Below are 12446 nucleotides of genomic sequence, written 5' to 3'. Positions count from 1 at the left end.
TGGCTGTTTACTTATTTTGATTGGGACACTTCTCTATCAAACTTAATTATAGATTTTCGCATTTATGAGATTCATAGGAAAAAACCAATAGAATGAATGGGACAGTTGGAGAACTGTCCCGTCTCATTTAAGAAAGTTTAGAATTGAGAAACCAAATTGGCATTTATTTGCTGCCTGAACTTTGCCCTATATAGTTACATTTTTACAATACCCAGTAAAATATCGGAGGCATTTTAAAGCTTATTAAGCTTTTTATTTGATGGGTAAATTCAAGTCTGATCAGTCAGCGACAATGACTCTGGAAAGTTATGAAAAGTAGGAATTAAGATAATTGATGAAATTGATCAGTTTTAGCCATTTTATCCTTGTTATTTTTACTTCTCCTGCGCCGGGCAAGGTACACGTTAAAACGGACTATAGAAATATCACATAGGGACAATTGTACCCATTTCATCCATTAGTAGTTGGTATTAATATCGTAGAACCTTACATCAATTACATAGTTAATTATCATAACGAAAGTGTTTGTCATTATAAAGTATCAGGCTATTCTTATGGAATGATTACACCACCCTTGAATTTTTAGAAGGGGACGGAGGAAAATGTATCAAAAAAAAATTGATGGGAGGTGATTTGCAGGCGCTCTCCTATTAGGGTGCTTAAGAGGTAATCCCTTAAGTTGCATAAGAATTGAGGTTAAATAAAGGCTCTTGTATTCCTCAATTTGTTAAATGTCAAATGCTATGGGGATGTCTGCCTTAAGGGTCCTATTAAGAATTTGGGAAGAGCGGATAGTTTGCCAAGCTACGCTACTAATGTTTTCAAAGTAAAGGCGTGGAATGTTAAAAAAATCAAGGATTAGATTGAAAAAGAAAAAAGGGAGCATTCATTTTTAGAAGCTCCCATTTGGTATGACGGGGTGTCAAATCGTGGCGAGACAAACATAACAGTAAAGAAGCATTAGTAAATACTGGCCTTGTAAAAGATGGGGCTTCAGTTACCCACGTATTATGAAGGTATGGAGGCTGAACTTCGCGTTAGAATCGAATGATGAGAGTTATTACTAGTCTCATAGAGGCTACATAAGTTCCTACATCCCTTTATTAGACCTAGACAACAGGATAACACGGAGAAGCTGTCACTATTTTTTCTATTCTACCTCGCGTCCCTAAGATTGCTTGGACTGTCTTTTCCTTATGACTGGATTTAACGAAGGGATGTAGGCACACTGATGCCTAAAGAATCAGGAAGGGACGTCAACATAGGCATTTAATAATCCATTCTGCAGTGCTTAAATCCCTATCACTACTTTCCATAATTATCTAGTAGTGAAAGCACAGCGTACCCATATGTTTCAATAGTTTCACAGAATATTAAGATACTATAAGAGACTTTGTCAAAAAAACTTTTTGACACTCTACCAAAAGTTAAAACCGTTGGTACTACAACATATATACAGGGGAGGAATATGATGAAAAGGTTTGGTCTGAAAAAAGTTTTTTCAATAGCGATAATAATTGCATTTCTACTTGGTGCGAACCAAATGAGTTCTACGGCTGCGGAAAATCGAATTTTCAATGATATGCCACATACAGGAAACGTTTTCGCAGACATGGAAAAACAAATTGATTATTTTAAAGAAGATGGGAATATTCGGAGTGATATCGCGGTCCGTACATTGAAAATGCACATTAGCGGAGTAGCTCTTTTTCAAAAACAAGGACAGACCGATAAGGTAATTAAACAAATGCAGAGTTTTAAACGCCTGCTTGATAATCAGAAAAGCAGCGGGGGCATTTCCGGAATAGCGCATGATGTCCTGAATACGTACACGCAATACGCGATTGGAAAAATTAATGGTTCATTTAACTCCGATAATGTTATGAAGCATATCAAACACCTAAGTGTTGATATTGGGCCAAGGGAGGCAGGCAGCGAAGGAGAGAGAGCAGGTGCTGAATACATTGAAAGTGTGTTGAAAAGTTACGGCTATGAGACCAAAATCGAGGAAGCGCCCAGGAGCAATCGAGTTGAATTGATACTTAAGGTGCTCTCCGACAATAACAAAAAACTTCCATTGAGGGCCGTTAGCGGAGCCCCTCAAACGACTGGGGACGGTATCACAGGGAATATTTATCATGCGGGTGCTGGCCAACCGAGTGATTTCACTGCGGCTGCAAGGGGCAAAGTCGCCTTAATACAAAATGGTGGAATCACTGCCGGGGCCAAGGTGCAAAACGCAATGGCTGCAGGTGCGATAGGTGTCCTTATATATGACAACCAGGATCGCTTTACCCTTCCATCTGTTTCCCTAGGCAGCGTACGCCCTAACATTCCGGTTGCGACAATTACCAAGAAGGATGGGGAAGCATTTGTTTCTCAACTTTCCAAAGGAAATATAGAAGTCCAACTTTCAATTAAAACACTGACGAATCAAAAAACAGTCAATGTAATCGCTGTAAAAAAACCAAAAGGCATTGAAAATCCTGAAATTTATTACATCGGCTCACATTTGGACAGTGTTGCATTCGCGCCAGGGGCCAATGATGATGCCTCCGGGACGTCTACACTAATGGAGTTGGCAAGGATTTTTAAGGACTATGATGGCGACAAAGAATTACGCTTCGCTGCATTTGGGGGCGAAGAACTTGGATTTGTCGGCTCGAAATACCATATCGGTAATTTGTCAGAAGATGAAGTTAAAAGAACAAAAGTTCAGTTTCAGATGGATATGACTGGTACGGCTTGGGTACCTGCCTCGCAACTTTTTATTAATACTGTAGATGGGAAATCGAATCTTGTTTCTCAATCAACACACCAGGCTGCTGAAAAACTAGATATTAATAAGGATTTATTGCCTGTTCATATGTTGAGTAGGTCTGATCATGTTCCATTCCACGAGAAAGGGGTACCATCAGCACTATTCATATGGATGGAACCTGGAACACCACCTGGGGGAGCTAATATTGAGCCTTATTATCACTCGTTAGAGGATAAAATAGAGCATGTAAGCCCTGAAAGAGTACAACTTACGGGGGATGTAGTTTTTAAAGCTATTTCTGATTTAATTGGTTTCCAGGAAAATGGTGGTAATAATGAAGAGGCATCACTAAAGGATGCTTCATAGATTCATAGTTAAACAGATGAATGCCTGGAGAACAGCTTGATTTCGCAAGGAACTTCCAGGCAGTAACCAAAAATATCAAACTTTTCCTTGGGAAGCCTAAGGGAATGTTTGATACACTCACCACATTGCGAAGCTGTCGCGGAATTGGAATTAGTTTAATAAGCGAAAAATAGCTGTGTCAAAAATCCAGGTTTGAGTGGATTTCGGCACAGCTTATCTTTTGTAGATATGAATTATAGTTAAACAGGATTAGTTGCGAAATATCAAGGCTATGCAGAGGGAAATGAACAACTGAGGGCTGCATTTACAGAAGAAGAAAAAATCCTTACGTCTGCTTCGGCTGAAAACCAAGTATTTGAAGAATCACTAGCTGCTACTCTTAGTCTGTTTTAATACAATAGATTTTTACAATGAAGAGCAAAAATTAAAGCTTCTCTATATTGCGATTTAAGCGCGTGAGAAATTGCTTGAGCTCCTGTAATTCGCTATCTGAAAAATCATCATAGAGATCATTCATAAATTGATCTTTAAACATTGTACAGCCTTCTAATAATGCTCGTCCTTTATCTGAAATCGTTACAAGTACTTCGCGATTGTTTTTTTCATTACGTTTGCGTTCGACATATTGCTGTTCTTCAAGCAACTTTAAATGGCGCGTAATGGCCGATTGATCGATAGCTAAGGATTGTTGTAGTACCTTTTGTGTAACACTATCCTTTTTAACTAAAGAAACTAAAATTTCATATCTAGTCAAACTAACTTCTGTTCTTTTTTCAAAAATTTGAGTGACGTGACGGTCTAACCTTTTCAACATCATAATCATTTGTTTCTTATCATCCAAACAAACTTCCATACTATTCCTCCTCACATTGGTTGCTCGTCGTTTTGCGCTCACTAAAACTTGTGTTCGAATTCGGCCCTATTATAAAAGCAATTTAGTTATCTAATGATGTACGCCAAAAACTGCTCTTTGTTACATTGAGCTTTTGGACGCTTTGCGATCCCTATATGATAGCATTTCCGTTCATTTGGATTAAGTATAACAAATTTCAAACTTACGTGAATCAAGATATGATTAATGCTTTAGCGATACGGATCAATTCACTTAGCTTGAAAAACGAATAATTTGTTCAAACGGTAAACGTGATGAATTACGTGCTGGCATAGCAGGCTTTCCGATAGCAATTAAAATCATCGGTAACTCATTGGCAGGTAGCTCATACTTTTTAGCGAATGCTGCTTTATCAAAACCGCCCATTATTACTGTTTCATAGCCCATGTCCTTCGCTAAAAGTACTACTTGCATAGAAATTAAACCAACATCTAAATGTGCAATATTTGTTCGTTCAATTTCAGAAAAATTACTATATGCAGATTCAGAATTGGCAATCATCATATCAGCAATATCACGTGGCATATAACCTAGCTCAACATTTAAATCATTAATTTGTTTAGCGTTTTTATACATTTCATTATCGCCTAATACCGCAATAATCGCTGATGATGTTTCGATTTGTTCCTGATTAAATCCAGCAATGCGTAGTTCTTTCTTTTGCTCTTGATCATCAATAACAAGGAAGCGCCAAGGCTGTAAGTTACTTGATGATGGAGCTGATGTTGCTTGTTCTAAAATATGTTGAATTTGCTCACGAGGAATAGTAACACCAGGCTCATATTTACGCACCGATTTACGTTCATCCATTAATTTTTCTAAAGCTGTTTTTTGTTGTATCATATTTTTCACCCTTTTTTGTTGGAATTTGAATCGGCTTTTATTATAGTTGATTAGTCAACAGTTGACAAGTCATTTATCAATTTAGGATTTTTGATAGGAGAATGATTCGACAATTGGCACGGAAGGGATCAGGGGTTCGAATCCCTTACAGGTCATCTGATTGGTAGGCCAGAATCCTTGATATATCAAAAGCTTTAGTCTTTTTCTGTTATTATTTACATGATATTAGTTAAATTCCCTTAAATAGTAGAGATTACCAAATGGTATCGTTAAGCGGTTAAAGAGGTAATTATAATATAGATAAAATTAACGCCAGAGAAGCCAAAAAGATAGAAACGGTTTGCGTGAGCCATGGCACTGAATAGGGATTACCACGATGATATAAATTAAATTGCTTAGGTACTAATACATGGAAGCACCTGTCATTAGGTTCTGCTATGTATTTTTTTACATGGAAACTTATCCTAGATCACACTGACGGAAATAATTTTAGCTGAGTATGTGAATTTGTACGTGAGTTATCGTGTGAATTGTACAGAGGAAAAGAAAAATAGAATAACATTATGTGATAAGATACACTTAAATGTTTTTAAGGTTATTAAGTTAGTAAAGTTATTATACTATTATAAGGAGTCCTAAAAGTGAAAAGGATAACAAGTTATTTAGCATTACTTTTAACGATTATGTTTATGGTTGGTTGCACGAACGAAGAAAATGCAACCATTACAGATGGGGAAACAAATTCACAAGAAGTAACCACAGTCAATACTAATGAAAATAGTAAAAAGGAAGAGACTAACAATACGGATCTTGACGGATCAATAGTTGAAGAAACAACAACCGAACCAAATGATGAAAAGTTCTCAGGTTACAAACGTATTGAAATTGATGGTGGTGATTTGTCTGGATATCGTGAACCCAACGTCGTTGTTGACATTGGATATGGGGACCGTGAATATTGGGCATTTACTAATGAATATGGGCAACTAGTACGTGTCATTGCTGATGAAATCACTTTACAAGATGACCGTAACGAACCTGTCACATCGTCTGGAAGATACTATTCTGATGAGGCGAAAGTTCCAGGTGTCGAAAGCGATGTTCTAGATGAAGGACATATCATCGCTGATTCTCTCGGAGGGGTATCGAATGCATATAATATTACCCCGCAAGATAGTACACTTAACCGCCATGGTGACCAAGCTTATATGGAGAACGCGATACGTAGTGCAGGTGGAGCCACTAATTTTGAGTCGATTATTACATATCCAAATTCGAATACGCAGATTCCTTCACATTATCAATATACCTATACTTTAAAAGGCAACAAGATTGTGGATTCATTTGACAATGGAAACCCTGATGAAGTAAATGCAGCACTCGGTTTAACAGGCAGCAAACCTTCTAATTCAGATAGATCAAATAAAAATTCAACGAGTTCCAATAAAAACGGTGATATTTCTAGTGTTGATACTAACGGAAATGGACAAGTTACGATTAAAGAAGCAAAAGAAGCAGGTTTCAGTATGCCCATAACGAGTGAACATTGGTTATACCCTTATATGCGTGACACCGATAATGACGGTATGGTAGGTGAGTAAGAGCCTTTAAGGTAAAATAAAGATTATTCACTAACAGATTTTTGCATTAATTTTATAATAAACGGGGTTGTCCTAAAAGTCATTTGCCAGACTTTTGGGACAGCCCCGTTTTTTATTTTGCCTAATTGGCTGTATTTGAGCTTATAGAAGTATGCTGGTTAAGTACGTTCATTATAATGCGTTTAAAATTAACCCGATTGAAGCGTAGATAATTACCGTAAAGTAGATGACCATCATGTGTACTAAGGAAAATACAAACATTTTATTTGCCCAAACCTTCAGTTCGTTTTTACGTTGTCCGAATAAGCTGAGCCCTAACCAAATTAGGCCTAAGATAAGTGAAATTAAGGTGAGACCTAAGCTTAGTGGTAGAAATAAAAAGCTGGATAGCACCAATAAAATCAAATAGAAGTTGGTTTGAATATATGTCCGTTTCCTACTTTTGACAACGGGAAGCATTGGAATATTCGCTGCAGCATAATCTTTTTCCTTACGGATGGCAATCGCATAAAAGTGAGGCATTTGCCAAATCACCATGATTAAAAACAATGCCCAGCAAGCGGGATGCCAAATATCTGGAGCGACTGATGCCCAACCGATTAAAGGAGGCATGGCACCAGAAATACTCCCAACTTCCGTATTCCAAATAGTATGGCGTTTAGTCCACATTGTATAAGGGACAACGTAGAAAAATACCCCTAAAAATCCAAGTAAAGATGCTAATGGAGAGGTTAAATATAATAAAACTAACCCGATCACTAGTAATAAAATGGCAGCTACTGAAACTTTTTTAATCGATATAGCACCTGTAACTGTAGGGCGAACCTTTGTACGAGCCATAATGGCATCAATATCTCGATCATAAATGTTATTGAACGCACCGGCTGCGGCTATAACGGCTGCTGTTCCTAAAAATGCAAAAACTACATTCCAAACGTTATCTACAAAACTGTATTGATACGTATATAAAGCGAGCATTAATCCTGCGATCATTGGAATAAGATTTGACTTGATAATTCCTGTTTTAACTACTTGAGCCCATAAGGTCATCTGTGATTGCTTTTTCATTGTATTTTGTAGCTCCTCTTTTTTTCACAAGAACTAATATAACCTATAAGGTTAGCTAAATTCCATCATAATATTGCTTTTCTACAATCATTTTTAATTATATCATGTCTATATCTAATGAGATAAAAATATAGATGAACTTTATCCATTTCTTTGTTTTACAGCATTGATTGCTTGCTAGGGGATAGTGGGATGGAAATGATATGGGTTAGTTGATCCAACATGAAAAATCATTGCTTTTGTGTACAGCTACTGAAACATGCAATGGACTTCTCGAAAGAAGTGTACGAAATAAGGAGATTATAATGACTCATGACTCAACCATATTCTTCTGCTTGGAAAATATTGAGTGGCTCTGAATATCCAAAATTGAATGGATAAATACATTCCTTTGACAAATAATAATTGTGAGAAGTAAGCGGGAATTTTATTTTACATTGGAGGAATATCATGGGTAAATTGGATGGTAAAGTAGCTATCATTACAGGGGCAGCACAAGGGATGGGTGCCATGCATGTTCGCAAATTCGTGGAAGAAGGCGCAAAAGTAGCAATTACGGATCTAAACTTTGAAGGTGTACAAAAACTAGCCAATGAATTGGGAGAAAATACAATCGCTCTTAAATTAGATGTTGCTAGTGAAGAGAACTGGGTAGAAGTGGTAGGAAAAACAGAAGAAACATTTGGTCCAATCAATGTTTTAGTAAACAACGCAGGCATTGGTATTTTCAAAACTTTAGAAGAATTAACCGTAAAAGACTTCGAATTAACATTTAAAGTAGATGAACTGGGAGTATTCTTGGGAATGCAAAAAGTACTTCCTTCTATGAAAAAAGCTGGCGTAGGTTCAATTGTTAACATTTCATCAGTAGATGGTTTAGTAAGTGCGCCAACGGCCATTGCTTATAGTGCTTCTAAACATGCTGTCACCGGTATGACAAAAGGGGCTGCTGCAGAGCTTGGACCCTATAATATCCGTGTGAATTCCGTACATCCTGGAATCATCAAAACACCTATGGCTGACCAACCAGATGTTGAAGAATATCTAAAGCAACTTGAACAAGATATTCCCCTAAGAAGAAGAGCAGAAGTAAAGGAAGTTTCTAATTTAGTTATGTACCTTGCATCCGATGATTCTAGCTATTCGACTGGAAGTCAATTCGTAGTAGATGGCGGAATGATCTCTGACCTATAAAAAGAGGGAATGGTTATGAGGAAATTTTCAAATGCAGTCTTTATATTTTACTAATTATTACTATTATTGGCGCAATTCTGTAGTGGGATTGTGCTTTCTTATGATTATAGATCTAAAAATGGCATGTAGCTTGTCGAGTTAGAGAAAAGAATATATGATGACAAACAAATTATCACGACAGATTTTAATAAAAATTCAAAAGGGCTCGGAATTAAATACTTCCGAACCCTTTTACCTTCAAATTAAACGTCGTGTATGATGGGTTAATTTCTAAGTGAAATGTTATATTACACAATTATGTTTTCTAGATAGATGATGAAAAATTAATTCTTGGGAAATCTTCGAAATCTCATTCATCTAGTTTATTACGGAAAAAGTTCTGTATTTCTTATGACTATAAGTTCAAGTTCCTTTTTTAACATAGAATCAATTTTAATTCCTGGATGGAAGAGAATATGGTGAAGTAGAGGAGACGATTTAATAGTAAGGTTTGTATGATTATTAATCTTTTTTAAGATAACGTTTATAATATACATGATTATAAACGATCCTTTTCATGAGAAAGGTAGATATCTTCGTGTCGTTAGAATCCTTAAAGTATTGAGGAGAGTCCCATAACTCTTTAAAAACTTCTGAAATTAAGTTTTCTGAATAGATCTTAGATCCAGTTAATTTTAAGGCAATACTCTTTAGCATTTCTTCATGATTAGAGTATAACTTACTAAAATACTCGGTATCTTTATCTAATATATGAGTAACAATTTCATTTTTCGTATCCAATATTACACCTCATTTCTGTGTTGCTATAGGTAATATGTACCCTGTTTTTACTGAAGGAAAACTTGAAATCATGAGAAGCAGAACTTTATATAGAACAAGGTTGTAGAATTTATGATATTTGCAGCTAAAAAGCCTACATGATCTCATAGAGTCATGTAGGCTTTTTCTTAGTTATAATTAAGTTTCATTTCATTTTTTAGGGATTAAAAAAAGATTAAACTAGTACAGACAGTTTGAAAGGAGAAATTATAAAGGAATAGTTATGTACGTTTACCTTTTCTAAAAGATTGTTGCGGAACGACTAGGTGGAATAATCTTTTCTTTTTTTACCTATGAATTAATTCTTTTTTTACCAGACAAACAAGTGATGTACACTCCAATTTAGGGTCGAATATGAGACAGCAATCAAATTTATGAATAGTAGCTAGAAACTACATAGCTTTATTTTTTCGACGAAGCAACAATAGTTCTATTGCTCCCGATCCAAGTAATACTCCTGAAACAATGAAGATAAGACCAAAAAAATGTGCTGGAACGATTGCTTCGTTCAAAAGAATAGCCGCACCGACTAATGAAAAAAAGGTGTTGAAGTTTAAGAAGATAGAGGATTCTGCGGCTCCAACCTTTCCAATGATGTAATTATAAGTCATATGACCTATTCCTGTAGCAAAAATAGCTGAGAAAAAGAAAGCTACCCAGATAGAAAACGAAGCAGATGAGATTGAAGCTAAACCATGTGGTTCCTTCCAAAGACTTATGGCAAATAAAATAAATGATCCAATTAGCATCATGTAACCCGTTAATAGCCGCGGGTCCATCGTTTTCGAAGCTTTATAAATCAGGATAAAACTTAGCGCTTGTGAAAGAATGGAGAGTAAAATATCAAAATCTCCTAGATTAATAGAATGGATGCCACCACTTCCGGCCAAAACGGTAACACTCACGCCAAGAGCCCCACAAATAAACCCAAGAACTCGAATGAATGTAAGTTTTTTGCGAAAAATCACCATAGAAAAGATGGCTGTCAATAAAGGTCCCATCCCCAAAATCAATCCAGTATTCGTAGCTGAAGTTTTTGTTAACCCTTCTGCTAAAAAATAATGGTGAAAGACTACGCTCAAAAGGGCTCCCCCAAAAATGTAAAAAAGTTCAGATTTTTTTGGAAGACGAATGAGGCCAAGCATTCCCAAAATTAAAAAGACTATCAAAGAAGCCGTAAAAATTCTTAGAGAAGTTATGGTCACAGGTTGAATGTGTTCAACTAAAATTTTTATAACAGAAACGTTGAAACCCCAAATAATCATGATTCCAATAAGCAACATGTAAGTTTTAAAATAGCTCATACAAAAACAACCTTTCAAACTTATTCAACAATTGACCTATTATACAACCTTTTTCAAGAAAATACCAAAACTAAAAGAGATAGTTTTTAAAAACTGAGCATGAGTAAATTATTTATGCCAATAATTTGTAGTGACTACTTTGAAATGGATGTTAGTCCCTATACTTCACATCGTATTAGTTTGGGTGTAGGTGAAATGATTCTTCAGTTTGAAGAGTGGCTATAAAAAAGCCTACAAGATCTCATAGGATCTTGTAGGCTTTTTCATTAGTTAAAATTTAATTTTTTCTTCCATTTTAAAGAGATTAAACTTGAAGAAATCGTAATGATAAAGAGTACAATTACAATAATGAATACTGTATAGTAAGAACCTGTTGAATCAAAAATGTAACTGAATAATGTTGTACCAAATGCCACACCTAACGTAGAAGCCGACATGATTGTTGTATAGATCGATGCGTAATCTCGCCCACCGAATACTTCGCGAATTACGACTGGGGGAAGTAGGGTAGACCCTGAGAATCCTATACCAAATAGTAAGGCACCAGTATATAGCATGCCAATTCCGAATGAATCCGAAATAAGTAGTGCGACAACACCGAGCATACCCCCGCCAATACCAACAAATAGAGCTACTTTAATTCCCATTTTGTCGTTTATGGCACCAAGCAGGAATTTACCGCCTGTTTGACCAATCGTTACACAAGTTACACCTGTAGCAGCCATTGTAGCACTAAAGCCTACGGATTGTACAAAGTTTGGTACATGGAAGCTAACGGTTGAAGCCAGTCCGAAAAGCCCTGTGAATAAAACAACCAAATAGAATGCTGGGGATTTCATTGCAACACCTTTCAAGACACCTGATTCAGGTTTTTGTTGCGTATTAGTAGTATCGGTGTCGACTTCATCGGCACCATAAGCAGTCATATTTAGTTGTTCTGGTTTTGAACGAATAACGAATAGAGAGAATGGTAAAATAAGAATGGCTACAATAACACCTAATGTCATATATGTTGAGCGCCAGCCAATCGATTCAATCAAGGCACCGGTGATTTGAGCGAAGACCGCACCACCAACCCCCATGAATGCCATAGCAAAACCTAAAGAGGTACCAACTTTTGCTTTAAACCAGTTATTCATGATTAAAGGAATGGACCCGTAAATTAAGAATGTACTACCAATTCCTAATGCAATCCCTGAAATATAGAAAGGGAAGACAGAATGATAGGTACCCATTAATCCAAATGCTAGCGCATTTATAATACCAGCAATCGTCAAAATATAGCGGATGTCAAACTTGTTCAATATCTTTCCTGCAAATGGTAGTAAAATGGTGACAGTTAAATACATTAGCGATGTATACAAGCTAATTTCAGAAACCCCAACTTGAAGATCTTCTGCTACTGCACGGTATAGTAAACCTGCACAGCTTACGATAATTCCGACACTTGCGGCGTAAATTGCAGCACTTGCCACCATAATCCACCAAGCATAGTGGATTTTCCCTTGTTTTTTCATGATGTCACCTCGTAAAAGTGGAGAAACAAGTACGTTGCTTCTCCACTTTGTATTATTTTATAAATTAAGCAGTTAAAAATT

Annotated in this window: 9 protein-coding genes; 3 read left to right on the top strand and 6 right to left on the bottom strand. The window is 36.4% G+C overall.

Annotation, left to right across the window (positions count from 1 at the left end):
• The first annotated feature begins 1471 nt into the window (after nucleotides 1-1471).
• A complete protein-coding gene (locus tag ACIQXU_RS12655) occupies nucleotides 1472-3127 on the top strand; it encodes a M28 family peptidase (protein WP_402989797.1) in 1656 nt (551 codons plus the stop codon).
• A 424-nt stretch (nucleotides 3128-3551) separates the two neighbouring features.
• On the opposite strand, the gene ACIQXU_RS12650 is transcribed toward ACIQXU_RS12655, so the two are convergent.
• Together ACIQXU_RS12650 and ACIQXU_RS12645 are read right to left on the bottom strand one after the other, a co-directional pair.
• Entirely contained in the window at nucleotides 3552-3980 is a 429-nt protein-coding gene (locus tag ACIQXU_RS12650) for a MarR family winged helix-turn-helix transcriptional regulator (RefSeq protein WP_402966978.1), read from the bottom strand.
• Nucleotides 3981-4232: 252 nt separating this feature from the next.
• Complete coding sequence (locus ACIQXU_RS12645) at nucleotides 4233-4862, bottom strand: nitroreductase family protein (RefSeq protein ID WP_402876088.1); 630 nt, start codon at nucleotides 4860-4862, stop codon at nucleotides 4233-4235.
• Between the two features lie 683 nt (nucleotides 4863-5545).
• Between ACIQXU_RS12645 and ACIQXU_RS12640 the strand changes: the two genes are divergently transcribed.
• A complete protein-coding gene (locus ACIQXU_RS12640; protein ID WP_402989826.1) occupies nucleotides 5546-6463 on the top strand; it encodes a DNA/RNA non-specific endonuclease in 918 nt (305 codons plus the stop codon).
• Nucleotides 6464-6634: 171 nt separating this feature from the next.
• Here ACIQXU_RS12640 and cyoE read toward each other — a convergent pair whose 3' ends face one another.
• The gene (gene cyoE, locus ACIQXU_RS12635; protein ID WP_402989795.1) at nucleotides 6635-7531 is read right to left on the bottom strand and encodes a heme o synthase; all 897 of its coding nucleotides are present in this window, start codon (nucleotides 7529-7531) and stop codon (nucleotides 6635-6637) included.
• Between the two features lie 450 nt (nucleotides 7532-7981).
• Here cyoE and ACIQXU_RS12630 point away from each other — a divergent pair, with 450 nt between their 5' ends.
• Nucleotides 7982-8725 (top strand): SDR family NAD(P)-dependent oxidoreductase, encoded by a 744-nt coding sequence (locus ACIQXU_RS12630; protein ID WP_402876091.1) that lies wholly within the window; start codon nucleotides 7982-7984, stop codon nucleotides 8723-8725.
• A 501-nt stretch (nucleotides 8726-9226) separates the two neighbouring features.
• Here the strand turns inward: ACIQXU_RS12630 and ACIQXU_RS12625 are convergent.
• From ACIQXU_RS12625 to ACIQXU_RS12615, 3 genes are all read right to left on the bottom strand, one after another.
• Complete coding sequence (locus ACIQXU_RS12625) at nucleotides 9227-9505, bottom strand: RNA polymerase sigma factor (protein WP_402876092.1); 279 nt, start codon at nucleotides 9503-9505, stop codon at nucleotides 9227-9229.
• A 431-nt stretch (nucleotides 9506-9936) separates the two neighbouring features.
• Nucleotides 9937-10848, bottom strand: coding sequence for a DMT family transporter (locus ACIQXU_RS12620; protein WP_402989790.1), 912 nt, complete (start codon nucleotides 10846-10848; stop codon nucleotides 9937-9939).
• Nucleotides 10849-11114: 266 nt separating this feature from the next.
• On the bottom strand, nucleotides 11115-12365 hold the full coding sequence (locus ACIQXU_RS12615) for an MFS transporter (protein WP_402989787.1): 1251 nt from the start codon (nucleotides 12363-12365) through the stop codon (nucleotides 11115-11117).
• Nucleotides 12366-12446: the final 81 nt, after the last annotated feature.

It is taken from the genome of Peribacillus sp. NPDC097284 (assembly GCF_044761765.1).
In the GTDB taxonomy this organism is placed as follows: Bacteria; Bacillota; Bacilli; order Bacillales; family DSM-1321; genus Peribacillus.
The sequence above is the reverse complement of the archived record's forward strand: the minus strand, read 5'-3'. Positions and strand labels throughout refer to the sequence as shown.

Coding starts and splice junctions, on each gene's coding strand:
- ACIQXU_RS12615 (WP_402989787.1), bottom strand. CDS start 12,365: ATGAAAAAACAAGGGAAAATCCACTATGCTTGGTGGATTATGGTGGCA.
- ACIQXU_RS12620 (WP_402989790.1), bottom strand. CDS start 10,848: ATGAGCTATTTTAAAACTTACATGTTGCTTATTGGAATCATGATTATT.
- ACIQXU_RS12645 (WP_402876088.1), bottom strand. CDS start 4,862: ATGATACAACAAAAAACAGCTTTAGAAAAATTAATGGATGAACGTAAA.
- ACIQXU_RS12655 (WP_402989797.1), top strand. CDS start 1,472: ATGAAAAGGTTTGGTCTGAAAAAAGTTTTTTCAATAGCGATAATAATT.
- ACIQXU_RS12650 (WP_402966978.1), bottom strand. CDS start 3,980: ATGGAAGTTTGTTTGGATGATAAGAAACAAATGATTATGATGTTGAAA.
- ACIQXU_RS12630 (WP_402876091.1), top strand. CDS start 7,982: ATGGGTAAATTGGATGGTAAAGTAGCTATCATTACAGGGGCAGCACAA.
- ACIQXU_RS12640 (WP_402989826.1), top strand. CDS start 5,546: ATGTTTATGGTTGGTTGCACGAACGAAGAAAATGCAACCATTACAGAT.
- cyoE (WP_402989795.1), bottom strand. CDS start 7,531: ATGAAAAAGCAATCACAGATGACCTTATGGGCTCAAGTAGTTAAAACA.